Source organism: Nonomuraea sp. NPDC049158 (genome assembly GCF_040648335.1).
In the GTDB taxonomy this organism is placed as follows: domain Bacteria; phylum Actinomycetota; class Actinomycetes; order Streptosporangiales; family Streptosporangiaceae; genus Nonomuraea.
In genome coordinates, this window is record NZ_JBEZDM010000053.1 from 14024 (window position 1) to 39860 (window position 25837).

The 25837-nt window shown below is 68.5% G+C and carries 27 protein-coding genes, 1 tRNA gene and 1 other RNA gene; 15 read left to right on the forward strand and 14 right to left on the reverse strand.

Annotation, left to right across the window (positions count from 1 at the left end; translation table 11 throughout):
• Positions 1-25: 25 nt before the first annotated feature.
• The 9 genes from AB0B61_RS52850 to AB0B61_RS52890 form a co-directional block, all read right to left on the reverse strand.
• Positions 26-784, reverse strand: a complete 759-nt coding sequence (locus AB0B61_RS52850) for a MauE/DoxX family redox-associated membrane protein (protein ID WP_358449099.1) — start codon at positions 782-784, stop codon at positions 26-28.
• A 9-nt stretch (positions 785-793) separates the two neighbouring features.
• Complete coding sequence (locus tag AB0B61_RS52855; protein WP_358449101.1) at positions 794-1393, reverse strand: cell wall protein; 600 nt, start codon at positions 1391-1393, stop codon at positions 794-796.
• Between the two features lie 10 nt (positions 1394-1403).
• On the reverse strand, positions 1404-1856 hold the full coding sequence (locus AB0B61_RS52860) for a hypothetical protein (RefSeq protein WP_357937936.1): 453 nt from the start codon (positions 1854-1856) through the stop codon (positions 1404-1406).
• A gap of 229 nt (positions 1857-2085) precedes the next feature.
• Positions 2086-3048 carry an RNA polymerase sigma factor SigJ gene (gene sigJ / locus AB0B61_RS52865; protein WP_358449103.1) on the reverse strand — a complete coding sequence of 321 codons (963 nt, stop codon included), beginning with the start codon at positions 3046-3048 and terminating at the stop codon, positions 2086-2088.
• A 92-nt stretch (positions 3049-3140) separates the two neighbouring features.
• Positions 3141-3884 carry an SDR family oxidoreductase gene (locus AB0B61_RS52870; RefSeq protein WP_358449105.1) on the reverse strand — a complete coding sequence of 248 codons (744 nt, stop codon included), beginning with the start codon at positions 3882-3884 and terminating at the stop codon, positions 3141-3143.
• A 144-nt stretch (positions 3885-4028) separates the two neighbouring features.
• Positions 4029-4274: a DUF6289 family protein gene (locus tag AB0B61_RS52875; RefSeq protein ID WP_358449107.1), complete on the reverse strand. Its 246-nt coding sequence runs from the start codon at positions 4272-4274 to the stop codon at positions 4029-4031.
• 235 nt (positions 4275-4509) lie between these two features.
• On the reverse strand, positions 4510-4743 hold the full coding sequence (locus AB0B61_RS52880) for a DUF6289 family protein (RefSeq protein ID WP_358449109.1): 234 nt from the start codon (positions 4741-4743) through the stop codon (positions 4510-4512).
• A gap of 410 nt (positions 4744-5153) precedes the next feature.
• Positions 5154-5675: a hypothetical protein gene (locus AB0B61_RS52885; RefSeq protein ID WP_358449111.1), complete on the reverse strand. Its 522-nt coding sequence runs from the start codon at positions 5673-5675 to the stop codon at positions 5154-5156.
• Between the two features lie 153 nt (positions 5676-5828).
• Complete coding sequence (locus tag AB0B61_RS52890; protein ID WP_358449113.1) at positions 5829-7085, reverse strand: MFS transporter; 1257 nt, start codon at positions 7083-7085, stop codon at positions 5829-5831.
• Positions 7086-7209: 124 nt separating this feature from the next.
• On the opposite strand from AB0B61_RS52890, the gene AB0B61_RS52895 reads away from it, so the two are divergent.
• Complete coding sequence (locus AB0B61_RS52895; protein WP_358449115.1) at positions 7210-8142, forward strand: LysR family transcriptional regulator; 933 nt, start codon at positions 7210-7212, stop codon at positions 8140-8142.
• Here AB0B61_RS52895 and AB0B61_RS52900 read toward each other — a convergent pair whose 3' ends face one another.
• Complete coding sequence (locus tag AB0B61_RS52900) at positions 8143-8967, reverse strand: alpha/beta hydrolase (RefSeq protein ID WP_358449117.1); 825 nt, start codon at positions 8965-8967, stop codon at positions 8143-8145. It abuts the gene before it with no gap.
• 78 nt (positions 8968-9045) lie between these two features.
• Between AB0B61_RS52900 and AB0B61_RS52905 the strand changes: the two genes are divergently transcribed.
• Positions 9046-9942, forward strand: coding sequence for a helix-turn-helix domain-containing protein (locus tag AB0B61_RS52905; RefSeq protein WP_358449119.1), 897 nt, complete (start codon positions 9046-9048; stop codon positions 9940-9942).
• On the opposite strand, the gene AB0B61_RS52910 is transcribed toward AB0B61_RS52905, so the two are convergent.
• Positions 9917-10375, reverse strand: a complete 459-nt coding sequence (locus tag AB0B61_RS52910) for an ArsI/CadI family heavy metal resistance metalloenzyme (RefSeq protein WP_358449121.1) — start codon at positions 10373-10375, stop codon at positions 9917-9919. The genes AB0B61_RS52905 and AB0B61_RS52910 overlap by 26 nt on opposite strands.
• Positions 10376-10460: 85 nt before the next feature.
• On the opposite strand from AB0B61_RS52910, the gene AB0B61_RS52915 reads away from it, so the two are divergent.
• From AB0B61_RS52915 to AB0B61_RS52930, 4 genes are all read left to right on the forward strand, one after another.
• Positions 10461-10844, forward strand: a complete 384-nt coding sequence (locus tag AB0B61_RS52915; RefSeq protein ID WP_358449123.1) for a metalloregulator ArsR/SmtB family transcription factor — start codon at positions 10461-10463, stop codon at positions 10842-10844.
• Positions 10841-11566 (forward strand): MIP/aquaporin family protein, encoded by a 726-nt coding sequence (locus tag AB0B61_RS52920; protein ID WP_358449125.1) that lies wholly within the window; start codon positions 10841-10843, stop codon positions 11564-11566. Before AB0B61_RS52915 ends, AB0B61_RS52920 begins: the two co-directional genes overlap by 4 nt.
• A 9-nt stretch (positions 11567-11575) precedes the next feature.
• Positions 11576-12004, forward strand: coding sequence for an arsenate reductase ArsC (locus AB0B61_RS52925; protein WP_358449127.1), 429 nt, complete (start codon positions 11576-11578; stop codon positions 12002-12004).
• Positions 12005-12829: 825 nt separating this feature from the next.
• Positions 12830-13249 carry a hypothetical protein gene (locus tag AB0B61_RS52930; protein ID WP_358449129.1) on the forward strand — a complete coding sequence of 140 codons (420 nt, stop codon included), beginning with the start codon at positions 12830-12832 and terminating at the stop codon, positions 13247-13249.
• Between the two features lie 227 nt (positions 13250-13476).
• Here AB0B61_RS52930 and AB0B61_RS52935 read toward each other — a convergent pair.
• A tRNA-Ser gene (locus AB0B61_RS52935) sits at positions 13477-13564 on the reverse strand.
• A gap of 105 nt (positions 13565-13669) precedes the next feature.
• Here AB0B61_RS52935 and ffs point away from each other — a divergent pair.
• Positions 13670-13765, forward strand: an RNA gene (gene ffs / locus AB0B61_RS52940) — signal recognition particle sRNA small type.
• Positions 13766-13796: 31 nt separating this feature from the next.
• Positions 13797-16403 (forward strand): DNA polymerase III subunit gamma and tau, encoded by a 2607-nt coding sequence (locus AB0B61_RS52945; RefSeq protein ID WP_358449131.1) that lies wholly within the window; start codon positions 13797-13799, stop codon positions 16401-16403.
• A gap of 343 nt (positions 16404-16746) precedes the next feature.
• Here AB0B61_RS52945 and AB0B61_RS52950 read toward each other — a convergent pair whose 3' ends face one another.
• A complete protein-coding gene (locus AB0B61_RS52950; RefSeq protein WP_358449133.1) occupies positions 16747-18357 on the reverse strand; it encodes a helix-turn-helix domain-containing protein in 1611 nt (536 codons plus the stop codon).
• 410 nt (positions 18358-18767) lie between these two features.
• Between AB0B61_RS52950 and AB0B61_RS52955 the strand changes: the two genes are divergently transcribed.
• The 5 genes from AB0B61_RS52955 (at position 18768) to AB0B61_RS52975 (ending at position 22658) form a co-directional block, all read left to right on the forward strand.
• Positions 18768-19118 carry a YbaB/EbfC family nucleoid-associated protein gene (locus AB0B61_RS52955; protein ID WP_225302239.1) on the forward strand — a complete coding sequence of 117 codons (351 nt, stop codon included), beginning with the start codon at positions 18768-18770 and terminating at the stop codon, positions 19116-19118.
• A 3-nt stretch (positions 19119-19121) separates the two neighbouring features.
• Entirely contained in the window at positions 19122-19721 is a 600-nt protein-coding gene (recR, locus tag AB0B61_RS52960) for a recombination mediator RecR (RefSeq protein WP_225302238.1), read from the forward strand.
• Positions 19714-20244, forward strand: coding sequence for a DUF5063 domain-containing protein (locus AB0B61_RS52965; protein ID WP_358449135.1), 531 nt, complete (start codon positions 19714-19716; stop codon positions 20242-20244). Before recR ends, AB0B61_RS52965 begins: the two co-directional genes overlap by 8 nt.
• 84 nt (positions 20245-20328) lie before the next feature.
• Positions 20329-21603, forward strand: coding sequence for an aspartate kinase (locus AB0B61_RS52970; RefSeq protein ID WP_358449137.1), 1275 nt, complete (start codon positions 20329-20331; stop codon positions 21601-21603).
• Complete coding sequence (locus AB0B61_RS52975; protein WP_358449139.1) at positions 21600-22658, forward strand: aspartate-semialdehyde dehydrogenase; 1059 nt, start codon at positions 21600-21602, stop codon at positions 22656-22658. Before AB0B61_RS52970 ends, AB0B61_RS52975 begins: the two co-directional genes overlap by 4 nt.
• Positions 22659-22758: 100 nt before the next feature.
• Here AB0B61_RS52975 and AB0B61_RS52980 read toward each other — a convergent pair whose 3' ends face one another.
• Positions 22759-23709 (reverse strand): hypothetical protein, encoded by a 951-nt coding sequence (locus AB0B61_RS52980; protein ID WP_358449141.1) that lies wholly within the window; start codon positions 23707-23709, stop codon positions 22759-22761.
• A 347-nt stretch (positions 23710-24056) separates the two neighbouring features.
• Here AB0B61_RS52980 and AB0B61_RS52985 point away from each other — a divergent pair, with 347 nt between their 5' ends.
• On the forward strand, positions 24057-24725 hold the full coding sequence (locus tag AB0B61_RS52985; RefSeq protein WP_358449143.1) for a TetR family transcriptional regulator: 669 nt from the start codon (positions 24057-24059) through the stop codon (positions 24723-24725).
• Positions 24726-24836: 111 nt separating this feature from the next.
• Positions 24837-25793, forward strand: a complete 957-nt coding sequence (locus tag AB0B61_RS52990; protein WP_358449145.1) for an LLM class F420-dependent oxidoreductase — start codon at positions 24837-24839, stop codon at positions 25791-25793.
• The last annotated feature ends 44 nt before the right edge of the window (positions 25794-25837 follow it).

A 25837-nucleotide genomic window follows, 5' to 3' on the forward strand; every position in this document is an offset into this window, starting at 1 on the left:
GTACGCCGACGGTCAGACGCCCTCATCAGGTGAGCGCGACGCGGACGGCCGACGGGTCGGCTCCGGCAAGGGGGATGGAGAAGACGGCCGTCCGCTCGCGCGCCCCGTACACCACGAACCGCAGGCCGTCCTCGTCCCACACGTCCTGGACGTCCGAGGTGAGCTGCGCGGACGCCGAGCAGTACGCCGGGCTGAGGTAGAGCAGGTGCAGCGAGACCTCCAGCGGGATCTCCGCCGGCGAGCGCACGGCCAGCGGCTGACGGAGACGTACGAGGAGCTGGCGCAGTGGGCTCAGCCAGAAGCGGTCCAGCTCGGCCGAGAGGCCCAGCAGGGCGACGACCTCCACCAGGCCCAGCGTGACGAGCGGGGGATCCAGCGGGTACGGCCCTGCCCAGACCGCCGCGACGCCCGCGGCGCACAGCAGTCCGGCGCGGGCGAAGGCACGCACGTCCACGGGATGGGAGTGCGCGCCCAGGCAGCCGCACGACGACGTGGGCGCGGCCGCGTACGCGTAGGCGAGATAGGCGAGGAACCCCGCCGAGAGCACGGCGGCGGCCGCGCCCTCCTCAGGGGTGGCGGGCGGCAGCAGCAGTGCGGCCGCCACCGCTAGCTCCACCACCCCGACGAGGCGGAGCGTGGGGATCGCGCGCGCCGAGCCGACCAGCCGGGCCAGTGCGGTCCGTCCGGCTTGCGCCCGCATTCGACGGCTGAACAATTTCATCAGGGCCGCCCAGACGAGGAAGAGGGCGATCACGTACGGCTGAAGCGCGGCGATCCCTTGCATGTGTCGCTCCTAGTGGGGGGAGAAGACGGTGGCGATGTCGACCTCGTTGGTGTCCGGTCGCCACGCGCCCAGGATCTGTACGTGCTGGCTCACCCGCAGCATCGACAGGTCCGCGGTCGGCGGTGACTCGGAGTGGACGGCGACCGACTTGCCCGACACGACGTGGCAGAGGACCTCTTGGCCGTTGTGGTCGAGGTGGATCTTGTCGCTGGTGATGTTCTTGATGTGGCCCTTGATGTTGACGATGTTGAGCCACACCGACTCGGCGGCGAGCACCCCGTCGGGCATCCGCACACCTCGGGCGTACAGGCCGTCACCCGGCTTGGCCTGGTCGAAGGGGACGGGTCCCAGCTTCCAGAGGCTGGTGCCGTCCACGACCCGGATGTTGTGGAAGACCATGTTCGAGCCCAGGACGAGGAGCGTGTTGTCCTTGATGGAACGGATTCGGCCCTCGGCGAAGTTGGGGTCCACGGTGCCGGGCTCCACCTCGGGCGCCCTGGCCGTGGCGAACGCCGCCTCGGGGCCGAGCGAGCCCAGCGCGGTCGCGGCGACCACGCCGGCCCCGCCCCCGAGCAGGGCGGACTTGAGCATTTGCCGTCTGCTGGTCATCGTCAGCTCCCTAGGGGGTCGAGATCTCGCAGGGCCTCAGGCCGGCGGAGAGGCTGGCGATCTTGCTGTAGGCGGCCGGGGTGAGGTCGATCAGGCGGTTGCTGGCGCAGGTCGCGCCGCAGCAGCTCTTCTCACCACAGAACAGGTCCGTCTGCGGGCCGCAGTCGGCGATGGCGGTGACGACGCTGGTACCGCTGCACAGCGCCGTGATCTTGTGCTGGAATCCGCAGGTCCGCCGGGAGAGGCTGACGCCGCAGGTGTCGGGGTGGGTGATGGCCAGGCAGGCGTCGGAGGTGTTGGGCCAGGCGTGCTGGAGGCTGCCCGAGTTGCAGGTGCCGCAGGCTCCCTTGCCGGTGGTGCTGCACGGTCCCCAGGCTGTGCCGCAGCAGAACCAGGAGACCTCTCCTTGGACGGAGGCGTATAAGTCGATGGGTGGGGGGTCAGTGGGCTGGCGGCGCACCATGCGCTTCCTCCTTGGGGTGGGCTCTGCAGGGTCCCCCGATGAGGTGGTGAAACTTTCCGACTTGATCCATCAAAACATGTAAGAATTTTTCGTCAATGCCCAATTTGTCCCGACGCGCCCAGCCCGCCTCGTTCCACCGCGCTTGCGACTCGCCCGGATCTACGGCGCTTGCCGGGATCTACGGTGCTTGCTGGGATCTACGGTGCTCGCCACTCGCTTGGACGCGAGATCAGTTCTTCTCCGGCAGTCGCGCCACGTCAGATACCGGTCCGAGATGGCCGAGCTTGTCGGGATTGGCCACCGAATGGATCGCCTGGACCACGCCGTCGGCGATGTCGAGTTCGACCACGCTGGCCACGCGCCCCTCGGCGTCGTACATCACCGCGCCCGGCCGGTCGTTGACCCAGGCCGGCCGGAAGGAGACGCCGAGCATCCGGACCCGGCGGAACCCGCCGACGAGCAACTGCGCGACGCGCCGGGGCTCGGTCGCGGGCTTGCCGATCGCCTGCGCCTTGCCGCCACCGTCCCCGATGAACACGACGTCGGGCGCGAGCATGCCGAGCAGCGCGTCCATGTCGCCGCCCGCGGCGGCCTCGAAGAACCTGCGGGCGAGCTTCTCGCCTTCCGCCCGCCGTGCCGGGGGCGGCTGGCTGTCGCGCGACGCCGGGGACGGCTCGCTGTCGCGCCCCCGCCTCCCGGCGGCGATGCGTTGCCTGGCGCGGGTGAAGATCTGCCGGCAGTTCACCTCGGTCTTGCCGGTGATCCTGGCCACGTCCGGGTAGCCGTACCCGAACACCTCGCGCAGCATGAACACCGCCCGCTCCACCGGCGAAAGGGACTCCAGCAGTACGAGGAACGCCATCGACAGCGAGTCGGCCAGTTCGGCGTGCTCGACCGGCCCCGGCCCATCGGCGGTCACGACGACCGGTTCGGGCAGCCACTCGCCCACGTACGTCTCCCGCCGCACCCGCGCCGACCTCAGGTAGTCGATGCCCAGCCGTGTCACCGTCGTCGTCAGGTACGCCTTCAGGTCGGTGATCGTGGTTCCCGCCTGGCGCGCCCGGGTCAGGCCGAGGAACGCGTCCTGCACGATGTCCTCGGCGTCGCCCACCGACCCCGTCATGCCGTAGGCGATGGAGAACAGCAGCGGCCGGTACGCGACCGCGCCCGTCTCATCCGCTGGTCCAGGCACTCGGCTCATTTCCTTGGCCTTCTCCTACGTGGACACCTCCGCACGACGTCCAGCAGGTTATCCGAGGGCCGTCGATCACGGGTGCGCGGCGGTCACCAGGCGACGGGGCCGAGGCGATCGACGAAGATCCCGCTCGGTCCGTCGGCGCCGATCGTCGCGAGCCTCACGATCGAGTCGGTGCCCTCGGTGACCGTCAGCTGCCCGGTGTGATGGTTCATGTCGGTGGCGGCGAACTTGCGATTGACGACCTCTCCGGGGGTGGCGATGTTGAATTTGATCTCCGGGAGCGCCTTGGCGTACCGGACGGTGATCATGTTCAGCGCCGCTTTCGACGAGCTGTAGGCGAGCTCGTGCATTTTCGAGACGGGCTGCTCCGGATCGGTCACGACCGCGAAGGAACCTGCGGCGCTGGACACCATCACCACCCGCGGATGATCGGCCGCCCGCAGCAAGGGCAGGAACGCCTGCGTGACCCTGATCGGTCCGTACACGTTGGTGTCGTAGACGGAGTGAATCTCGTCGACCGTCGCGTCGGCCGGCGCGATGGCCTTTCCTGGCGCGCCGGCGTTGTTGATCAGCACATCCAGCCGGTCGGTGTGCTCCCGGACGATTCGTACGGCAGCGGTGACCGACTCGTCGGAGGTCACGTCCAGGGGGACCATGACCACGTTCGCGCCACCGTCGGCCAGTTTGTCGGCGGCTGCCTGTCCCCGGCACTCATCGCGCGAGCCGAGAAAGATCGTCCAACCCTGTTCGCCGAGCCGCCGGGCCGCCTCGAGGCCGAGTCCCTTGTTGGCACCGGTGATCAATACCGAGGTCTGTTCCGAGTTTGTCATGGCCTCTAAGACGACATGCCCTACTCGGCTGTGACAGGTTGTGAGCGAGCTCACAACGGGCGCGGCCGGCGTCTTCGGCTTCGCCAGAACGGAAACGGCGGGGCCGCCGGTGTGCGACCCCGCCTGTATGCCTCATGCCTTCGCTCAGCCGCAGGGGCTCTTGCTCCACTCGCTGTAGCGGGTGATGCTGCCCCAGCTCGAGACCTCACCGTCGCAGAATTCCGTCTTGGCTCCGACCAAGTTGGTGTACGCGGAGTCGGAGTAGTACGCCGTGTTGCACTGGTAGCCGGCCGGGCAGCGGAAACCCAGCGTGCCGGCCTGCGCGGTGGTCGGTATGACAGCGAGCGCGGCGGCGGCCAAGGTCGCAATGCCGAGTACGCGACGGATCATGAATCGTCCTTCCTGATTGCGGGAAAGCAGATGGGACCCGGCAGATTCGCCGGGAAACGGCTCATAGGTCCGCGACGCCCTGGCCTGCACGGGACCGGTCGGGAGGGCGACGAGGGCGGTGGTGGCCAGGCTAGGGCGATGAGGCGCGACGGATCATGAAAGGTCCTTCGTCAGCACGAAGGCGGAGTCTCGGCGGGATCGCTGGAAACGAACTGCCCGGCGTTTTCCGTACCGCTCAGCAGGGGCCTCGGTAGTAGTCCGAGTAGTTGCTGCGCACACCCCAGACGTACAGGGTGCCGTCGCAGAGTTCCTCTCTCAGTCCGATCTCGGTGGTGTGGGTGGCGTCGGAGTAGTAGGTGGTGATGCAGAGGTAGTTTTCCGGGCAGGCTGAGGCCTGCGCGGGGCCGGTGGGGAGGGCGACGAGGGCAGTGGTGGCCAGGGCTGCGGCGACCAGTGCGCGACGGATCATGAATCGTCCTTCCTGAGCACGAAACGGTGTGGGACTCACCCCCCTGGGCGGCGACACAACCCATGATCGAAATGATCCGTCCCGTCCGAAGGAAACGCAACACTTACAGACATGGATGACGATCTGTAGAACGACAGGTGCATTCGCGTCCCGTGCCATGACGTGTTGTTATTATCGGACGCATTGATGGCGCGTATCGACGTGCTCACCTGGCGTCATGTCCGCTGTTCATGCCGCCGCATCTGCGCTGACCAGATAATTCGGACGCAGGTTTTTTGATTTACGGATGGAGTAAGGTCGCCGGCTGTGGTCTGGCCTGCTCTGCGAGGCTGGAGAGCAGGCTGACGTGGAGGACGGACGCGTCAGGCGTTCGAGTCGGCCGAACCGACGTCGATCAGCGAGGCGCCGGACTATCTCGAACCGCAGATGCTCTTAACGAATTCCTGGTACCACTGATCCTCCTCGCCCGCGATGGAGGGATCGGGATAAATGGTTTCTTCGCCCTTCGGCCGGAGTACGCGGAGTGGTATCGGCCACGTCCCACGGGGGACGATCTTGCAATTTGTCACGCGATATTTGAGTTGGAGAGCAATGCTCTCGCCAGGGAGAATCACATACGGCCCTCGTCGTTGGGGGTTGAGCAGCTGCATTCCTGGCCCGCTGCGCCCAATCCCGACGATGGTCACGGACTCCTTTCCGGCGTTGCCGAACTGTATGGAGATTTCGAAGCCGCCTTTGCCACTGCCTCCGCCGATCCCGCCCGTCAGTGAGATGTGAGGTTCTTTGACTGCGACGGGGACCGGGACGGTCGTGGTCTTCGCTGGGGGAGATGTCGCTTCAGACGTGTCCGCGTTGACCGCTGATCCGTTGAGGAAAAGGGCCACGGATAAGAGCGCGACGGCGCCGGCGGAAGAACGGGATGGGATGATCACCCGACATATCCTTCACCACTCGGACCTGATCGTAAAGTGGTGATTGGATCACAGCGTAGGGGATTACCGCCCTCGTCCGTCGCTTCTCAAGATGGAAGGGAAGCGCATCCGACGATGTTTCTCGCTCTCATCTACATCTTTCCTGGCGGTGTATTACGCCGACAGCTTCGTGGGCGCCGAGAGACCGGCGCCGGCTTCGCCGTGACTTGGGCCCGGGCGGCGGGGGAGCAGCAGCGGGCTGGCGAGGATGAGCACCCCCGCGATCGCGATGGCCGTGCGTGGGCTGGTGGCGTCGGCGAGCAGGCCGCCGAGCGCGCTCAAGAGGGCGATGGCGGCGCTGCTGCTGATCGACCAGGCCGACAGGGTGCGGGCGGTGCGGTCTGGGGGAGTGTGTTCGAGCCGGTAGGTGGCGAGTACCGGGTTGTACAGGCTCATACTGATGATGATCGCGAACTCGACGGCCATCACCGTCGCGAGGCCGGCGACACCGGGGCGGACGAAGGCGAGGCCGATCAGCCAGACCGCGCGCAGCGTGCCGACCGTACGGAGGATCTGGTGCTGGCCGTACCGCGCCACGACGCGGCGGGCGAGACGTGAGCCGATGAGTCCGCCGAGGCAGGGGACGGCGAAGGCGAGGCCGTACTCCCAGGGGGAGAACCCGAGCTCGCGGAGCAGGAGCACGGCCAGCAGCGGTTCGGTGGCCATGATCAGTCCGCTGACGAGCAGGTTGTTGAAATAGAGCGCCCGCAGGCCGGGATGGGTCAGGATGTGCCGCCAGCCGTCGAGCAGCTCACCGGCCCGGGCTCGGCTCTGGCCGGTTCGCCGCGGGGGTTCTTCTTGGCCGCGTACGGCGCTGATCCCCAGTGCGGAGAGCAGGTAGCTGAGCGCGTCGGCCACCACGGTGGTCACCGGTCCGAACAGGCCGATCGCCGCCCCGCCCAGTGGCGGCCCGACCGCGATCGAACTCCACGTCGTGGACTCGAATCGCGCGTTGGCCACGAGCAGATCATCCGGCCGGACGAGGGCTCTGAGGTAGGCGCCGCCGGCCGCGTTGAAGGCGATCTTGGCCGCGGCTATCACCACCGAGACAACCAGCAACTGGACGAAACTGAGCCTGTTGACGGCGTAGGCGACCGGGATCGTCATCATCGCCGCGAACCGCGCCAGGTCCATCGCGATCATGACTGGTCGCTTGCGGCGAAACTCCACCCACGGCCCGAGGGGCAACGCGATCAGCGCGCCCACTGCCGGCCCTACAGCGGACAGCACGGACACCTGGGCCGGACTGGCATCCAGCACCAGCACGGCTATCAGCGGCAATGCCCCGAATCCCAGGCCAGAGCCGTAGGCGCTGACCGCGTACGCCGCCCACAGCCATCCGAACCGCCGGCCCAAGGATCGTCTAGCCACGAAGCTCCGCATCTCGAACAACTCACCGTTGACCGCTCTGATCAAAGCAAGGCCGAGAAGGCGGATCAAACAACCGATATGGCCGGGAGCCACAACCTTGTGTTGTGCGAGTAGCGTTTGGCGGGTGGATCTCAACGCCGTACGCACATTCGTCGCCGTCGCGGACGCCGGCCAGTTCCAGGAAGCCGCCGCGGAGCTGTCGATCACCCAGCAGGCCGTCTCCAAGCGCATCGCCACGCTGGAGAAGGACCTCGGCGTGCGGCTGTTCACCCGTACGGCGCGCGGAGCCCAGCTCACCATCGACGGCCAGGCATTCCTGCCCCACGCCCGCGAACTCCTCCGGGTAGCGGAGCGGGCCGACGCGTCCGTACGTCCTGGTCGGCGTGCTCTACGCGTCGACGTCGTCAACCGGCGGGTCGCGGCCGGGGTGCTGCTGCAGGACTTCTACCGTACGCATCCCGAGATCGAGCTTGATGTCGTGACTCTGAAGGGCGACGTCGATGCCGCGATCGCCGCTGTCGAGGCTGGGACGATCGACGCCACGTTCCACGCTGTCACGGTTCCCGCGCGGCATCTGCCGGACCCGATCAAGACTGCCCGAGTGATCGACGAGCCACACCAACTACTCGTCGGACCCCGCCACGCGCTCGCCAAAGCCCACGCGGTCACGCCCGCGCAACTTGCCGAGCACCGGATCTGGATGCCCGGCATGGCCCCTGAGACCGAATGGGCCGGCTACTACGGCGAACTGGCCGCCGCGTTCGGTCTCACGATCGACATGGTCGGGCCCAGCTTCGGAATCGAGGCTCTGCTGGCCGAGATCGCCGACTCCTCCGAGCTGGCGACCCTTGTCGGCGAAGGCTCGCGGTATCTGTGGCCGGACAGCTACGACCTGCGGCGCATACCGGTACGCGACCCGGCGCCGGTCTACCCGATGTCACTGATCTGGCGCGATGACAACCCGCATCCCGCGCTCGTCGAACTCCGCGACTACCTCGACTCGAAACGAGTGGACGTACCTGACACGGACGTCTGGCTGCCGACATGGGGACAGTGATCAGCTCGCCCGCGCGCTGAAGGCCAGGAGGAGTGCGGCCGTCCGCGTCGGATCCTCGAGCATGGGCGAGTGCCCGAGACCGGGCAGCAGCTCGACTGTCGCGCCCGGAACGGCGCGGTAGTCGGCGGCGGATGAGGATCGCCATCTCCGGTCGTCCGCGCCGAAGATCACCAGCAGCGGCCTGCCGAGGGGCGCCAGCCGGTCCGGGAGCGCCTGCTGCTCCAGATACTCGCGAATGCCCTGCATCGTCGCGGTGAGCGTGTGGTAGGTCATCGCGCGTACTTCGTTCAGGAGCTCTTGGGGGATCTGGTAGCCCGCGCGGCTGAAACCGGTGCTCGCGAACTGGCGGAGCTGCTTGTCGGTCGGCGGCCATTGCGAGGGTGCGATCGCGGCGGACTCCGAGGCGATGAAGGCGTACAGGCTGGGCCCGGTGTTGATGAGCGCGAGCGCGGTCACCAGGTCGGGTCGCTGTTCGGCGAGGGCGGTGGCGACCGCGCCGCCGCTGGAGTGGCCGACGACGATGGCGCGCCTGACGCCGAGCCGGTCCAGCGCCGCGCCCACCCGGCGTCCCTGCTCCGGGGTCGCGTAGCTGCGATCGGCCGGTTTGGCTGACCGACCGTGCCCGAGCAGATCGATCCGGATGACGCGATGGGACTTGGTCAGCATCGGCACCAGCGTGTCCCACGAGCGGGTCGAGGATGCGGACCCGTGGATGAGCAGGAGTACGGGGGCGTCGTCGGGGCCGTCCTGGCACACGTAGATGTCGTCGCCGTCCAGGGACAGGGTCGTCTCGGCCTCGTCGTTCACGCCGTCAGAAATGGTCATGAGGCCACTGTCGCCGCCGGTACGCGCCGGCGGATTGGACGAATGTTCCCCCTCGGGCGGCGCACGTAGCATGGGACGGTGCGGACATTCGTCCACGGTGCGGCTGTGTGGGAGGTCGCATCCCCCCAGCGGCCCAGCCGGGTGGCCGGCATCACCATGGCCGGGTTCCGTGTCCGTGACCTGGACGCGCTCCGGATGGTCCCGCACCCGGCCGTGACGCTGCTGCTGGACTTCGGCGCCGGCTCGCCCGTCCTGGACGACGCCGCCGGGCGGCAGCAGCTGGGAAGCGTAGTCGCCGGGCCTGGGATCGGGTCCGGCGGCGCGGTCTGGGCGCGGGGGCAGAACGTCGAGTGCGTACAGGTACGCCTGTCCCCGGTGATCGCACGCGCGGTCCTGGGCACTTCCCCCGCCGAACTCGACGGCGCCATGGTGGCCCTCGACGACCTGTGGGGCCGGGAGGCGTCACGGATCCGCGAGCGACTCGGCGATGCCTCATCGTGGGAGGAACGCTTCGCGTTGACGGACGCGCTGCTCGCCCGCCGGTACGAGGCGGGGTCGTCGCCTGCGGACCCGGAGGTGGTCTGGGCCTGGGACCGGATCGTCGCCGGACGTGGCCTGGTCCGGGTCGACGGACTGGCGGCCGAGGTCGGATGGAGCCGTAAGCGCTTGTGGTCCAGGTTCCGCTCGCAGCTCGGCCTGCCGCCCAAGCGCGCCGTGAAGCTGGTCCGCTTCGACCACGCCGCCCACCGCCTGGTCGCGGGTGAGGGCGCCGCCCGAGTCGCGGCCGACGCCGGCTACGCTGACCAGTCCCACCTGCATCGTGACGTCGTGGCGTTCACCGGGGTAACCCCCGCGACCGTGGCCGCCGAGCCGTTTCTGGCGGTCGACGACATCGCCTGGCCCAGCCGCTCACCCGCCAACCCACAGACCACGGCGAGATCGATCGCGCTCAGCAGCAGTTCTCCGACGGGTTGACCGGTTCGTCGCCCGATGCGGTGGCTGGGGTGCAGCAGGCTGAGTCGGTTTCCTTGGCCAGGGTGTCGGCGTCGGCCTTGACCACGTACACCTCCCATGGCTCGGCTCCCGGGCCGTGCACCCACACCTTGTCCTGGAGGGCGTAGCAGCAGGAGGTGTCGTTCTCCTCGAAGGTGGCCAGGCCGGCGTCCTTGAGCCGCTGGGTGGCGGCTTCGACCTGGGCGGTGTCTTCGACCTCGACGCCGAGGTGGTCCATGCGGGTCTCTTCGCCCTTGTCGCCCTCGATCAGTACGAGCTTGAGCGGAGGCTCGGCGATGGCGAAGTTGGCGTAGCCGGGGCGCAGTTTGGCCGGTTCGGTGCCGAACAGCTTGGAGTAGAAGGTGATCGAGCTCTCCAGGTCGGCGACGCGGAGGGCGAGCTGGACGCGTGACATGAGGATCTCCCATCTCGGTGTTTCGATGGATGTCTAAGCAGTCCCGAGTTTGCGCTCTTGCTTAGAAGTCTGTCAAATTAGAGATATGTCGAATCAGGAGCTGCCGGTGGTCGCCTCCGGATGCTGCACGCCGCTGATCGCGGAGCCGATCCCCGAAGACGAGGCCGCCGAGATGGCGCGCGTGTTCAAGGCACTGGGCGACCCGATCCGGTTGCGGCTGCTGTCCCTGATCGGTGCCCACGAAAATGGCCGCCAGGTCGGCGAGGGGGTGTGCGTGTGCGAGCTGACCGAGGCCTTCACGGTCACCGCGCCGACGATCTCGCACCATCTCAAAGTGCTGCGCGAGGCCGGTCTGATCGACAGCGAGCGGCGCGGCACCTGGGTCTACTACTGGATCGTCCCGGCCACGCTCAAGCGCCTGACCGGCGTACTGGCCTTGCCCGATTCGCTTGTCGCGGACGTGCGGTGAATCTGGCGCGCCGGGCGCTGGCCGAGTTCGCCGGCACCGCCGCCCTGGTGGCGGTGGTGGTCGGCTCCGGCATCATGGCGGCCGATCTGTCGCGTGATGTCGGCGTACAACTGCTGGCCAACAGTCTGGCCTCGGCAGCTGGCCTGGCGGTGCTGATCGTGATCCTCGGACCCGTGTCCGGCGCGCACTTCAATCCGGTCGTCTCCGTCGCGGCCTGGATACTCACCCGCCGCGACGCTGCCCCAGCGGTACGCGGCCGAGAGGTGGCGGCCTACGTGCCCGCCCAAGTCGCCGGAGCCATCGCCGGGGCCGTCCTGGCGAACGCCATGTTCGCGCTCCCGGCCGTTCAGATCTCGGCCCGTGACCGGTCGGCGCCGCACCTGCTGCTGGGTGAGGTAGTGGCCACCGCCGGGCTCATCGTGGTCATCTTCGCCCTGACCCGGCAAGGCCGCGCCGCGCTGGCCCCGGTCGCGGTCGGCGGCTACATCGGCGCCGCCTACTGGTTCACCAGCAGTACGAGCTTCGCCAACCCCGCCGTCACCCTGGGGCGAGCGTTCACCGACACCTTCGCCGGGATCGCCCCCGCTTCCGTGCCCGCTTTCACGGCCGCCCAGCTGGCCGGTGCCGCACTGGGCGGCCTGATGCTGGTCCTGCTCTACCCGACCAGCCCGCAGGCCGTCTCCGGTTCCACCTACCAGGCCGCCGCCGATCAGCCTCGATAGGAGAAACCCGTGCCCGACGTGCTGCCGCAGGTGTTGTTCGTGTGCGTGCACAACGCCGGCCGCTCCCAGATGGCCGCCGCCTTCCTGACCCACCTGGCCGGCGACCGGGTACGCGTGCGTTCGGCCGGATCCGCGCCCGCCGATGAGGTGAACCCGGCCGTGGTGGAGGCGATGGCAGAGCGTGGCATCGACATCTCCGCCGAGATCCCCAAGGTGCTCACGGTCGATGCCGTCCAGGCCAGCGACGTCGTGATCACCATGGGTTGCGGCGACGCGTGCCCCATCTTTCCCGGCAAGCGCTACGAGGACTGGGCGCTGGACGACCCGGCAGGCCAAGGCGTCGAAGCCGTGCGTCCGATCCGGGACGCGATCGAGGCCCGCGTACGCGCGCTGATCGCCGACCTCGCCTCCGCTCCCGCGGACACGGCGACCAAGTGAGCGTCACCACGAACTGGACGGGACGGTTCGGGCGCGTCGTAGCCGTGGCTGTCGCGGCCGGCTTGCCCTTTACCCGCTTTCCAAGCCTGCGCATTTTGTTCACCGCTGGTCACAGAGGTCCTTGGCTGGGGGGTCCTGCCAATGACGCCCCGCCACCCATCGCCTTGCGGCTATCCACGTGGAGCTTCTGGGCGGCGTCAGCCGAGGGCGGTACGCCGAACCGGACCGGAAGAAAAACGGAAGAAGTGCCTTGTAACGTCCTTCGACGTGGGCCACGACCAGGTTGTACAAGCGATGACCGGGTCCCCGCGCTCATGATGGCGTCGCGCCCGATTCACGCCGCTGTCTACCAGGATCATTCGGCACTCATTTCGATCGACGTGGTCGAAAGATCCATAGTCAATTGAGGGAGGTACGCGGCATGAAGATCCGTTCGGGGTGTGAGGCCAAGGGAGTGGCTGTCATGCCGTCGACGGCAGCCGCGGCCATCGCTTTCGCATCGGGGCAGGCCCACGCATGGCCGAAGATCGTCGCGACCTATGCTTTAGCGCCGATGGCGCCAGGAAGTGCTCGGTCCACCTCAAGGCTCATGACCTACTAGAGAAGTACAGAGCTGCTTCGGGGGTCGGCGACACGGACCCGAGTAGGAGCCCCGCCTTTTCTCGGTGTGCATGCCCGCCTGGTCATTCGCCTCGCCGTCCGTCCCCACCGAGCCCATCGCCAGGCGGCATGTGAGTGATCCCGAACCATCGCGGGATCGTCCTTGAGGATCAGCCCAGCAGCGCAGCCGGGGAACACGTTTCCCTTGAAGCAAAGGAAGAACGCATGTCACAGGAGGACCTCTGGTCGGACACGCGGACAGTGTTCGCCCGGCAATTGGAGGACGATCTGGCCGTATGGTCATTGCGAACCGGGATCTCCGTAGAGGTGTGGGCGCTGCCCAAGACGGAGATCTCCAGCCGCGTCAGCACGGTGGTCCAAAATGTGATCCGTGATGTGCTCGACCAGGTGGGATGGGAGACGCGGGCCCGTACGGTCTCCCTCGCACTCACGGCGACGCCCCACGGGCTGCGCCTGACGATCAGCAATGACGACGGGGGTTTGACGAGCGAGGCGTTCGAGCATCGGCTACGTGCCCAGCGGGCGGAGCTCGCGGAGTTCGGTGGCCGCCTCACCATCAATGGTGTGGCGGGCGAGGGCACCACGGTGGGCGTCGTCGTTCCTCAGCAGGCGATCGCCGGATAGCGCAGCCTGATCCTGGGGTTCCCGGGCGAATCGTGATGGCGATCATGGGATGGTCCATAAGACGCATGGCGTGTCGGTACACGATGGCATCCGGAACGCGGTGGCCGGGCAGGTTGACGGCGTGCTCTGGGAGCCGGGCCAGGAGGGTGACAAGCCCTCCGAAGAGGCCGACTGAGACTGGAATGCCAGAAGGGGCGTGCCGTGATCACGGCACGCCCCTCCTGAGCTGGCGGAGGATGGGGGATTTGAACCCCCGAAAGGTTGCCCTTTACACGCTTTCCAAGCGTGCGCCCTCGGCCACTAGGCGAATCCTCCGCCGAGTAGCTTACCGGACTCCTGAAGGTCGCGAGACCATGATTTACGTCCGGCGAGACCACGATTTGGCTGCAGCGAGCACTGCTGGATGTGGCTAGACTGTCCAAGGACCCCTCGCGCGGCGTCATCCTGTGAACCTCCCCAGGGCCGGAAGGCAGCAAGGATAAGCGGGCTCTGGCGGGTGTGCGGGGGGTCTCTTCGTTGAGAGCCCCCTCGCAGGCGGGATGGTCGCATGAGCCTTGCGCTTTATCGCAGGTACCGACCTGGGACCTTCGCCGAGGTCAAGGGTCAGGAGCACGTCACAGATCCGCTCCGACAGGCGCTGCGCACGGGCCGTATCAACCACGCCTACCTCTTCAGCGGGCCGCGCGGCTGCGGCAAGACCTCCAGCGCCCGCATCCTGGCGCGTTCGCTCAACTGTGAGAAGGGCCCCACTCCCGACCCGTGCGGCGTCTGCGAGTCGTGTGTCGCGCTCGCCCCCACCGGGCCGGGCCACCTCGACGTCATCGAGATCGACGCCGCCTCCCACGGTGGCGTGGACGACGCGCGTGACCTGCGTGAGCGGGCCTTCTTCGCGCCCGTCTCCGCGCGCTTCAAGATCTACATCATCGACGAGGCGCACATGGTGACCCGCGAGGGTTTCAACGCGCTGCTCAAGCTCGTCGAAGAGCCTCCGCCGCACCTGAAGTTCATTTTCGCGACCACCGAGCCGGAAAAGGTCATCGGGACCATCAAGTCGCGGACCCACCACTATCCCTTCCGGCTGATGCCGCCGGCGACGCTGCGCGCCCTGCTCGAAGAGATTCTGGTCGCGGAGAACGTGCCGTTCGAGCCGACCGCCCTGCCGCTCGTCGTCCGCGCTGGAGCCGGATCCGCGCGTGACTCGCTGTCCATCCTCGACCAACTGCTCGCCGGGGCCGAGGACGACGGCATCACCTATACCAAGGCCGTCTCGCTGCTCGGCTACACCGACGGCGACCTGCTCGACGAGGTCGTCCAGGCGTTCGCCTCCCGTGACGGGGCGCAGGTCTTCCACACCGTCAACCGGGTGATCGAGGGTGGCCACGATCCTCGGCGGTTCGCCTCCGACCTGCTCGAACGCTTCCGCGACCTGGTGATCCTGGCGAACGTACCCGAGGCCGCCAGCAGTGGTCTGCTCGATCGTCCGGCCGACGAGCTGGAGCGCCTCGTCCAGCAGGCCGGCTCCATGGGGCCGGCCGAGCTTACGCGGGCCGCCGAGATCTTCAACGCCGGCCTCACCGAGATGCGCGGTGCGACCTCGCCGCGGCTCCTGCTCGAGTTGATGTGCGCTCGCGTTCTGCTGCCCGGCGCTTCGCAGGGCGAGGACGCCCTGCTCGCTCGCCTCGAACGCCTCGAACGCGGTGGCGCCGTCGCCCAGATGGCCGCCCGGGCCACCTCTGCCCAGCCCACACCTCCTGTCGGTGGTGCTGCGCCTGTCGGTGGTGCTGTGCATGGTGGTGGTCCGGCGCATGCTGGTGGTGGTGCGTACGCGAGTGGTCCCGCGCAGAGCGGTGGACCCGCGTACGCGAGTGGTGTTCCGCAGGCTGGGGACGGCGCTCATGCTGGTGGGGGCGCGCAGGCCGGCAGCCCGGCGGTGGGCGGGGTGTCCGCGAGCTCGGGATCTCAGGTGGGCAGTACCGACGACTGGCCGGAGCCGGCTCGTCCCGGTCGGCCCGCGCCGTCAGCCGCCGGATCCCAGGCGGCGTCGTCGCCCGGCGCCGGGGCCCAGGGGTCGTCGTCGCATGTGGCCGCGCCTCAGGGGCCGTCGTCGCAGGGCCAGGCGTCGTCCCAGCAGGGTGCGGCTCCTGGCGGGGGTGGTGTTGGGGGACTCCAGCAGCAGTGGCCCGCCGTGCTGGCCGCGCTCAAGCAGCGCAGCATCGTCGTCTGGGCCAATGTGAGCACCAACGCCCAGGTGGTGGGCATCGAGGGCAATCTGGTCACGCTCGGCTTCGGTCAGGTCGGCGCGATGAAGAACTTCACGGGTGGCGGCAAGGACGCCGTGGTGGCCAGCGCGCTGGGCGACGTGTTCGGCGGCACCTGGCGGGTTGAGGCGGTCGTAGGCGGCTCTCCGGTTCCCCAGGGCTCCGGGGGCTCACGGCCAGGGCCTCAGCCCGGTCCGCAGTCGGGCTCCCATGGGGGTGCGCAGTCGGGCTCACACACGGGTCCTCAGTCGGGCTCGCACACGGGTCCTCAGTCGGCCTCGCACACAGGACCGCACCAAGGCTCGCACGCGAGTCCGCAAACGGATCCGTCGCAGTCGGGCGTTTCCCGGTACAACCAGCCGGGGGCCACGACGGCTCCGCAGAGCGGTGCCCAGTCGGGGCACGGTCGTGCTCATTCGCATGGCTCGTCAGGCGACGACTCCGGCTCCCAGGAGGCGGGCCAACCACCCGGACCGGCCGATCACGCGTCCCAGAGCGGTGGCCGTCCGACGACGGACGAGTCCTGGCCGGACGCACCTGACGATCCGAGTCCTGGGTCTCCGCCCACCCCGGACCCCACCGACTCGACCACCGGTGTCCGGCCCCAGGGCGCGGGACGACCCGTAAGCGTGGGCGCTGGTACGGGCTCGCCCGGGACGGGGCTGGCCGCCGCGAGGTCGGCGGCGAAGGCAGCCGCGCAAGCGGGTCCCAGGGCCCCCGGCTCCAGGCAGCAGACAGGCTCTGCCGCCTGGCCCGAGGCTGTCCCCAGCCGCCGTAAGGGCCCGGAGGCCGACGAGGTCGACCCGCTGAACGACGCCGACGCGGACGTGGACGCGCGCTCCGGGATGGCCCTTCTGCAGAGCGAACTCGGCGCCCAGGTGATCGGCGAAATCTGAGACTCCTCTGCCAGGCGCCAGCGACCACACCTGCGACTGCACCTTCCGGGTGTTGGTGACGATCGACCACACCCGCTGGGCGTTGGCGACGATCGATCGCGCCTGAGATCACACGTGCTCGAGGGCTGGCGGCCTCCGGCCACATCGCACGCCACACGTGCCCAGGAGCTGGCGACGATCGACCATGCCTGACCATGGCCGACGACGATCGATCGCATCTCAGGCGACGCCTGCCCAAGGGCTGGCGACCCTGGAGGAAGCGCGGGCGGTCGTAGGTCGAATGGGGGTAATGCGGTGGCGGAGAAGTGTCACCCGTGGTCGGGCATGCGGTGAACCGGCGGTCTCAGGTGCGCAGGCGGGCTTGGGCGGCGGCGGCGCGGTGGTCGGTGGCGGGGAGGGAGGTCGCGAGACGCTGCAGGACCTCGAAGTCCTCCCGTCCGCCGGACGTTTGCGCGTACGCCCACAGGTCGTCGGGTGAGCCGCGCAGCAGTAGGCACGTACGTACCTGGACCTCGAATTCGTCCCGTTCGCGGCGGATCTCGGGTGACTCCGAGCGCGGCAGCAGGGGGCCGGCGTAGACGCGGGCCAGTGAGGCGGGGTCCGAGTTCGCCAGCAGGCCGCGGAGCTCCAGGAAGTCGGCCTCGATGGGCGCGGTCAGGCGGTACGGCCGGGCGCCGATCGTGTCGCCGAGTTCGGCGCGGAGGCGGTGGATCTCGACCCGGATCGTCACCGGATTGCCGTCGTCGCCGTACAGATGGAAAGAGAGCTGTTCAGCGTTGAGGCCGCTGGGGTGCAGGGCCAGGAGGGCGAGGATCTCGGCGTGCCGGAGGGAGAGTGGCAGGCGGTGCTCGCCCACCAGGGCGGTCGGCGTTCCTTCGCCGAGGAAGCCGTGCAGGCGGAGGCGGGTGGGGGCGGGTCCTGAGGCGGACGTGGGGGGTGCGGCGCGCAGGAGGTAGCCGTCGGAGAAGGGTTCGAGGAGGACGAAACGGCCGTCCCGGAGGATCATGCGCTCGCCGGGAGCGGGCAGCGGAAGCCGTTCGCCGAGCGTGCCCAGCGGGTCTCCGGAGAGTACGCGTCCGGTCGGGGAGAGCAGGATGCCGGGGTGGCCGCCCAGGGCCTCGTAGCGGCGTCTTAGGCGCTCGTCGCGTTCGTGCATGCGCAGGGCGAGTTGGGTCTCGGCGAGCTTGGCCGTGGCGCAGACCAGTGCGACCGTGGCCGGGTGCGGGGAGCGCGCGGTGCCGCTGATGTCGACAGCGCTGATGTCGACGCAGCCGAGTACCCGGTCGGTGTCGGGGTCGATGATCGGGGCGGCGCTGCGTGACTGGACGTGCAGCACGCGCATGAGGCTTTCTTCCGAGTAGGCGTGCACCTCCCGGCGGATGGCCGTCTCCTGACGGCCCTCCCGGCGGATGGCCGTCTCCTGACGGCCCTCCTGACGGATGGCCGTCTCCTGACGGCCGGCCCTGCCGCTGGCGTCGGTGCGGTACCCGGTTCGGTCGTGTTCGTCGGTTCGAGACCCGGTTCGTTCAGGTCTGTCCGTGTGCGACCCAGCTTGGTCGGGTCCGTTAGTGCGGGACCCGATCCGGTCGTGTCCATCGGTACGGGGCTCGGTCCGGTTGGGTTCGTCCGTGCGGAGCTCGGTTCGGTTGGGTTCGTCCGTGCGGGGCTCGGTCCGGTCGGGTTCGTCCGTACGGGACTCGGTTCGGTCGTGTTTGGTGGCGGCGCGCAGGATGTCAGGGTTGCCGTCGCGCCACAGGACCCTGCCGTCGGCGTCCGTCACGACCATCATGTGGGCTGATTCGTCGGCTATGTGGGCGAGCGACTGGACGAGTAAAGGGAGCAGCGGCTGCAACGGGTGCACTTCGCGGAGGTCGTGGACGTTCCCGATCTCGTTCGTGCGCTCCCGGTCGACGCTCATGTCCTGCGCGCTGATGCGCAGCCCTGTCGTGGCCATCCCGTACGGTCCCTCCGACGCCGCCTCTCCCGTAACCGCCGCCGCTGCGCGCGCCCCGCGAGAGTAGCGGGCGTGCGCGTCCGGATGTGTGTGACACATGGGCCACTCCAAGTAGTCAACCCCTTACGGTGAGCATCCGCTTCGCGGTTGGTGGCCGCAACCGGTTCGGGGGGATTGCAAGGGGTGATTGAACGATCGCAACGTGTGTGCAACGTTGCCGGGGCTAGCGTGCGGCAACACGTCGGCGTGGTGCGGCCGCTCCGGCCGACGTGTTGGCCGGGTCTCGGACACTGGAGGGGGGCCGGGATCCGGCCAAGGCGAAACGCGGGGGATGCCGCAGTACATGACGACGCCCAAACACCGTAGGCTCGTGGCAGTCAAGAACGCGGAGCCACGAGGAGCGCACGACGGTGAACCCAGGGGATGTCAACCTGCAGCAGCTGCTGGAGCAGGCACAGCTCATGCAGCAGCAGCTTGTGAGCGCCCAGCAGGAGCTCAACGACGCGCAGATCGAGGGCTCGGCCGGCGGCGGCATGGTCACAGCCGTGGTCAACGGTTCGGGAGAGCTGCTCGAGCTGAAGATCAACCCGAGCGTCATAGACGCCGACGACCCGCAGGACACGGCCGACACGATCGCCGACCTGGTGATCGCCGCCGTACGCGACGCCGTTCGCGCGGCGGCCGACCTGCAGCAGGAGAAACTGGGCCCGCTGGCCCAGGGACTCGGCGGCGGCGGTCTCGGACAGTTGCCAGGGTTCTAGGCCATGTACGAAGGGGTCGTCCAGAACCTGATCGACGAGCTCGGCATGCTGCCCGGCGTCGGTCCCAAGAGCGCGCAGCGGATCGCGTTCCACCTGCTGGCGGCCGATCCGGCCGACGTGAAGCGGCTGGCCCACGCCCTGCTGGAGGTCAAGGAGAAGGTCAGGTTCTGCCGGGTCTGCGGCAACGTGGCCGCCGAGGAGGAGTGCCGCATCTGCCGTGACCAGCGGCGCGACACTCATGTGATCTGCGTGGTCGAGGAGTCCAAGGACGTCGTCGCGATCGAGAAGACGCGCGAGTTCCGCGGGACCTATCACGTGCTCGGCGGTGCGATCAGCCCGATCGACGGCGTCGGCCCTGACGATCTGCGCATCCGGGAGCTCATGACGCGCCTGGCCGATGGCCGGGTCACGGAGCTCATTCTCGCCACGGACCCCAACCTCGAGGGGGAGGCGACGGCTACCTACCTTGCCCGTCTGGTCAAGCCGATGGGTCTGAAAGTGACACGACTGGCCAGCGGTCTGCCTGTGGGCGGTGACCTCGAGTACGCCGACGAGGTGACCTTGGGCCGCGCGTTCGAAGGACGGAGGCTGCTGGATGTCTGACCAGTGGAGCGCGCTGGCGGAGGAGATAGCCAATCACGCGCAGAACTATGTGGACGGCCTGACCAGGGTCGCCAGCGGCGAGGGCGGCGACGCCATCTGGTCGCTACTGCTGGTCGAAGTGGCGCAGGTAAGTCTCGCGGGCGCCAAACTCGGCGCCAACGAGGATGTGATCCTCTCGGGCAACTATGAGCCGCCGCTGAGCGAGGATCCCGACATCGACGGCGTACGCACCGCGCTGTCGGAGCTGCTGGAGGCGGTCGACGACTATGCCGAGGTGTTCGACCCGTACAAGGACACGGGTGTCACCCCATACCGGCTCTCCGACGACCTGACGGCGGTCGCCGCCGACCTCATCCACGGGCTGCGGCATTTTCAGGCCGGGCGGCCGCACGAGGCGCTGTGGTGGTGGCAATACTCCTATTTCAATACGTGGGGCAACCACGCGGGCGCGGCCATGCGGGCACTTCAGGCACTCGCCGCCCACTCGCGGCTTGACGTGGCGGAGGAAACCACGACGGTGTGATCATCCACATAGTGGTATGAACCATCAGGCCCATAAGAAGCCCCCAGTAGACTGGCAGCTCACAGTCCGAACCGGGAGACTCTCGTGGCGCTCGTTGTGCAAAAGTACGGTGGTTCGTCCGTCGCCGACGCGTCCTGCATCAAGCGGGTCGCGCAGCGGATCGTTGCGACGAAAAAAGCCGGCAACGACGTGGTCGTGATCGTCTCCGCGATGGGCGACACGACGGACGAACTGCTCGACCTGGCCGAACAGGTGTCGCCGTTGCCTCCGGGCCGCGAGCTCGACATGCTGCTGACCTCCGGCGAGCGCATCTCGATGGCCCTGCTGGCGATGGCGATCGCCAACCTGGGGCACGAGGCCCGTTCGTTCACCGGCTCGCAGGCGGGTGTGATCACCGACTCCACGCACGGCAAGGCGCGCATCATCGACGTGACGCCGAGCCGCATCCGTGAGGCGCTCGACCGGGGCCACATCGCGATCGTGGCCGGGTTCCAGGGCGTCTCGCAGGACACCAAGGACATCACCACGCTGGGCCGTGGCGGCTCCGACACGACCGCCGTGGCGCTGGCCGCCGCGCTGAGCGCGGATGTCTGCGAGATCTACACCGACGTCGACGGCATCTTCACCGCCGACCCCCGCATCGTGGGCGCGGCACAGCAGATCCCCAAGATCTCCTATGACGAGATGATGGAGATGGCTGCCTGCGGTGCGAAGATCCTGCACCTGCGCTGCGTCGAGTACGCTCGGCGCTTCCATGTGCCGATCCACGTACGCAGTTCGTTCAGCACCAAAGAAGGCACCTGGGTCGTTTCTGATCCTTATACCGAAGGAACCGAGATGGAGCAGCCGATCATCTCCGGCGTCGCGCACGACCGGAGCGAGGCCAAGATCACCGTTGTCGGGGTTCCCGACAAGGTCGGCGAGGCTGCCGCGATCTTCAAAACTCTGGCGGACGCCGGGATCAACATTGACATGATCGTGCAGAACGTCTCGGCCGCGGCCACGGGCCGCACCGACATCTCCTTCACGCTGCCCACGACCGACAGCTCGACGGCGCTGACGGCGCTGAAGAAGATCCAGGGTGACATCGCCTACGAGTCGCTGCTCTTCGACGACCAGATCGGGAAGGTGTCGCTGATCGGGGCGGGCATGCGCTCGCATCCGGGCGTCACGGCGACGTTCTTCGCGGCTCTCGCCGACGCGGGGGTCAACATCGAGATGATCTCCACCTCGGAGATCCGCATCTCGGTGATCGTCGGGCAGGACGGTGTGGACACGGCCGTGGCGGCCGCGCACCGGGCCTTCGATCTCGACGCGGACCAGGTCTCAGCAGTGGTGTACGGAGGTTCAGGACGATGAGCAGGCCCAATCTGGCGTTGATCGGCGCGACCGGGGCCGTGGGCACCGTCATGCGCGACCTCGTCTCCACCCGCGCCGACATCTGGGGCGAGGTACGCCTGGTCGCCTCGGCGCGTTCGGCCGGCAAGCTGCTCAGGGTGCGCGGCGAGGACGTCGTCGTGCAGGCCCTGGCGCCCGAGGTGTTCGACGGCATCGACATCGCCATCTTCGACGTACCCGACGAGGTGTCGGCCGTGTGGGTGCCGATCGCGGCCGAGCGTGGCGCCATCGCGATCGACAAGTCGGGCACGTTCCGCATGGAGCCCGACGTCCCGCTGGTCGTGCCGGAGGTCAACCCGCTCGACGCCCGCCGGCGGCCGCGCAACATCATCTCGACCCCCAACTGCACCACGCTGTCGATGATGGCGGCCATGGGCGCGCTGCACGCCGAATACGTGCTCAAGGAGCTCGTCGTCGCCTCCTACCAGGCGGTTTCGGGCGCGGGCGTGGCCGGTTCCGCGCGGCTGTACGACGAGGTCGAGGCGCTGGCCGGTGACCGGTCGATCGGCCAGGTGGCGGGCGACGTACGCAAGGTGCTGGGCAACAAGCTGCCCGAGGAGTCGCCGTTCCCGGCGCCGATCGCGTTCAACGTGGTGCCGTGGGCGGGCTCGTACAAGGAGGGTGGCTGGGCCTCCGAGGAGCTCAAGCTGCGCAACGAGTCGCGCAAGATCCTCGGCATCCCCGACCTGAAGGTCTCCGCGACCTGTGTCCGGGTGCCGGTGATCACCACGCATTCGCTGGCGGTGCACGCGCGGTTCGAGCGTGACATCACGGTGGCGGACGCGCACCGGGTGCTCGAGGCGGCGCCGACGGTGGTGCTGATGGACGACCCGGCCAACGGGGTCTACCCGACGCCGATCGACGTCGTGGGCACCGACCCGACCTATGTCGGGCGGATCCGGCAGGCGGTGGACTTCCCCAACACGCTGGATCTGTTCGTGTGCGGTGACAACCTGCGCAAGGGAGCGGCGCTCAACGCCGCCGAGATCGCCGAGCTGGTGGCGGGCGAGCTGTAGCTCCCCAGTCGCTCCTCCGTATTTTCCGGTAGGCGGCGCGTCGTGCGTGTTCGCACGGCGCGCCGCTTGCCGTTTCAGCCGGCCGTGTCACGAAGCCGTGTCACCGGAACAGGATGTCCCAGTGGTCCACCTCGTCGGCGAAGACCGTGCCCGAGGGTGATCGGTAGAGGGCGGCCCCGTCACCCCGGGTGCCGGATTTCTCGTGCTTTTGGGTGATGTATCGGTCGATACATGGGTTGTGGGTGATGTCGAGCTTGTAGCCCTTGCCGTGGCTGTACTGGCCCGGGGCGTGGCCGGCTTCGGTGCCGCCGGTGACCAGGACGGGGCAGCCGCTCTCGCGCTTGATGCCGATCACCCGCGAGATGGTCGAGGTGCGGACGTCTTCGAGAGACGTGCAGTGGTATACGTGCTTGTTCGTGCAGTGCCCCGAGGAATGCGTACGCAGGCCCTCGTCATGGAGCCAGTCGGCGGCCAGCGCGTGGGACATGTGCACGGTCGCGTACCTGGGCTTGACGCGGGTGAGGTCCACATCGGCCTTCTGGAGTTTGCCGTTCCGTGTGCCGGCGGAGCCCGGTTTCCGCGGAGTGGCGGTGTCGGGTTTTCGCATGGTGCCGGCCTCGAGCTTCCGCATGGTCACGGTGGCCGGGTGAGGCACGGACGACACGGGGCGCGCCGCGGTGGCGGCCACCCCGGCCACCCCGGCCACCCCGGCCACCCCGGCCACCCCGGCCACCCCGGCCGGCGAGGCCGGTGAAGCCGGTGCGTCGGGTCGCAGAGCGACGAGCACGCGGTCCTGCGACATCGTGGGCGCGTTGGCCGTGCCCCGGCCGCGTACGGCCCTCTCCGGGCCGTTCACGGCCGTCTCCGGGTCCCGCGCCGTCGTCTCCGGGCCGCTCTCGTTCGCGAGCGGGCCGAAGGTGATCGGTTCTGGGACCGACGACTCCGGCGCGCCCGCGAGCGTGTCAGGGTCGCGCCCGATCGACTTCTGGCCATGGGCGGAGGGGCCCCTGCGGTTCAGGGCGGGCTCCGGGCCGAAGTCGGCCGGATCCACCGAAGGGTGCCAGCGGCGCGCCTCGATCGTCCCCCCGATGTGGTAGGACCGAGTGATCGGTGATGGTGTCTGCCGCGGCGCCCTGCCGGGTGCTTGGGAAGCGGCGGAAGCGGCCGACGCCAGCGCGATTATGGAGATCTCAATGTTGAGGAATACGACCGCTACCAGCCGTACTGTTCCACGTATCCACATGTCGATGCCTTTTCGCGGAATAGCCCTTCCGCCAGAAACATCAATCCCATCCTTCGCAGGAGCTAACCCCTATCTCACCGGGATTTTTGCCCTGTGGTGGCGATCATCGTGATCCTTCCTGACCTAACGCACGACTACCACGTAAAGTGACGAACGTGTCCGAAGCCCGAAACCGAGGACCGGAGAGCACCCGGGAAGTCATTGTCGAGACGGCTTTGCGGCTGTTCCGGGAGCGCGGCTTCGATGCGACGACGATGCGGGCCATCGCGGCCGAGGCCGGTGTGTCCGTCGGTAACGCCTACTACTACTTCGAGAGCAAGGAGGCGTTGATCCAGGCGTACTACGACCGCGCCCAGGCCGAGCACGAGGCGGCCTGCCGTGACCTGCTGGCCACGGAGTCGTCGTTCGCCGCCCGGTTGAGCGGGGTGCTGCGCGAGTGGGTACGCGTCTCGGAGCCCTACCACGAGTTCGCGGTGAAGTTCTTCAAGCATGCCGCCGAGCCCACGAACCCGCTGAGCCCGTTCAGCGCCCAATCCTCCCCGGCCCGTGAGGCGTCGATCGACATCTACCGGCAGGTGGTCGAGGGAGCGCGCGACCGCATGAACTCCGAGCTGCGCGAAGAGCTGCCGGAGCTGCTGTGGCTGCTGTCGATGGGCATGGTGCTGTTCTGGGTGCACGACACCTCGCCCGGCTGCGACCGTACGCATCGCCTGATCGACGTGACGGTCCCGCTGGTGGACCGGCTGGTCGGCCTGTCGCATCTGCCGGGACTGCGCGGGATCACGAAGGACTTCATCGCGGCGGTCCACGAGCTGCGCGCCTGACCCGGCAGGCCCGGAGCGGTCAGAGTGGCGACGACATACCGCCCGGTTGGTATGGTCGCCCTACCTGAGATTGACGCCCAACCCCCTGCGAGGGGCAAGCTGGAGGCCGCGATGACTCAGAACTGGGGCATGACGATCCCGTTCACCGACCGTTCACTGGCGGACTCCCAGGAGCTGATCGCGGAGCTGCCCGCCCTCGGCTACACCGACGCGTGGTCGGCTGAGGTCAACGGCGTCGACGGGTTCGTGCCGCTGGCCATGGCCGCGCAGTGGGCGCCGGGGGTCCGGCTCGGCAGCGCCATCGTGCCGGTGTTCACGCGCGGCCCGGCGCTGCTCGCGATGCAGGCCGCCACGCTGGCCGACCTGGCGCCCGGCCGGTTCCTGCTCGGCATCGGCTCCTCCTCCCCGGCGATCGTGGAGCGCTGGAACGCGCTCGAGTTCGCCAAGCCGTACGCGCGTACCCGCGACACCCTGCGCTTCCTCAAGGAGGCGCTGACGGGGGAGAAGGTGTCGCAGCGGTATGAGACGTTCGAGATCAAGGGGTTCAAGCTGGACCGGGCGCCGAAGATCCCGCCGAAGGTGGTGCTGGCGGCGCTGCGGCCCCGGATGCTGCGGCTGGCCGCCGAGGAGGCGGACGGCGCGATCACCAACTGGCTCTCGCCCGAGGACGTGCGGAAGGTGCGGGCCGAGATCGGTGACACCGAGCTCATCGCCCGCCTGTTCGTCTGTGTGAGCGAGGACACCGACAAGGTGCGCGCGCTGGCCCGCTGGATGCTGGCCGCCTACCTCACCGTGCCGGCCTACGCCGCCTTCCACGACTGGCTCGGCCGGGGCGAGGTGCTGCGGCCCATGCACGAGGCGTGGGCGGCCGGCGACCGGCAGGCCGCGCTCAAGGCGATCCCGGACGAGGTGGTCGACGCGCTGGTCGTGCACGGCGACGCCGCGACCTGCCGGGCCAGGATCCAGGAGTATGTCGACAACGGCCTCGACACCCCCGTCCTCGCGCCCATCCCGGGTGGCGAGGTGACCATCACGCAGGCCGTCCGCGACCTGGCCCCCACGGCCTGACCGGGAGGAAGCGATGGACGACGTGACGGAGCAGGCCGGGAGGA

Coding starts and splice junctions, on each gene's coding strand:
- AB0B61_RS52900 (WP_358449117.1), bottom strand. CDS start 8,967: ATGACCATTTCTGACGGCGTGAACGACGAGGCCGAGACGACCCTGTCC.
- AB0B61_RS52870 (WP_358449105.1), bottom strand. CDS start 3,884: ATGACAAACTCGGAACAGACCTCGGTATTGATCACCGGTGCCAACAAG.
- AB0B61_RS52965 (WP_358449135.1), top strand. CDS start 19,714: ATGTCTGACCAGTGGAGCGCGCTGGCGGAGGAGATAGCCAATCACGCG.
- AB0B61_RS52880 (WP_358449109.1), bottom strand. CDS start 4,743: ATGATCCGTCGCGCACTGGTCGCCGCAGCCCTGGCCACCACTGCCCTC.
- recR (WP_225302238.1), top strand. CDS start 19,122: ATGTACGAAGGGGTCGTCCAGAACCTGATCGACGAGCTCGGCATGCTG.
- AB0B61_RS52910 (WP_358449121.1), bottom strand. CDS start 10,375: ATGTCACGCGTCCAGCTCGCCCTCCGCGTCGCCGACCTGGAGAGCTCG.
- AB0B61_RS52990 (WP_358449145.1), top strand. CDS start 24,837: ATGACTCAGAACTGGGGCATGACGATCCCGTTCACCGACCGTTCACTG.
- AB0B61_RS52975 (WP_358449139.1), top strand. CDS start 21,600: ATGAGCAGGCCCAATCTGGCGTTGATCGGCGCGACCGGGGCCGTGGGC.
- AB0B61_RS52850 (WP_358449099.1), bottom strand. CDS start 784: ATGCAAGGGATCGCCGCGCTTCAGCCGTACGTGATCGCCCTCTTCCTC.
- AB0B61_RS52930 (WP_358449129.1), top strand. CDS start 12,830: ATGTCACAGGAGGACCTCTGGTCGGACACGCGGACAGTGTTCGCCCGG.
- AB0B61_RS52875 (WP_358449107.1), bottom strand. CDS start 4,274: ATGATCCGTCGCGTACTCGGCATTGCGACCTTGGCCGCCGCCGCGCTC.
- AB0B61_RS52915 (WP_358449123.1), top strand. CDS start 10,461: ATGTCGAATCAGGAGCTGCCGGTGGTCGCCTCCGGATGCTGCACGCCG.
- AB0B61_RS52855 (WP_358449101.1), bottom strand. CDS start 1,393: ATGACCAGCAGACGGCAAATGCTCAAGTCCGCCCTGCTCGGGGGCGGG.
- AB0B61_RS52950 (WP_358449133.1), bottom strand. CDS start 18,357: ATGGCCACGACAGGGCTGCGCATCAGCGCGCAGGACATGAGCGTCGAC.
- AB0B61_RS52945 (WP_358449131.1), top strand. CDS start 13,797: ATGAGCCTTGCGCTTTATCGCAGGTACCGACCTGGGACCTTCGCCGAG.
- AB0B61_RS52860 (WP_357937936.1), bottom strand. CDS start 1,856: ATGGTGCGCCGCCAGCCCACTGACCCCCCACCCATCGACTTATACGCC.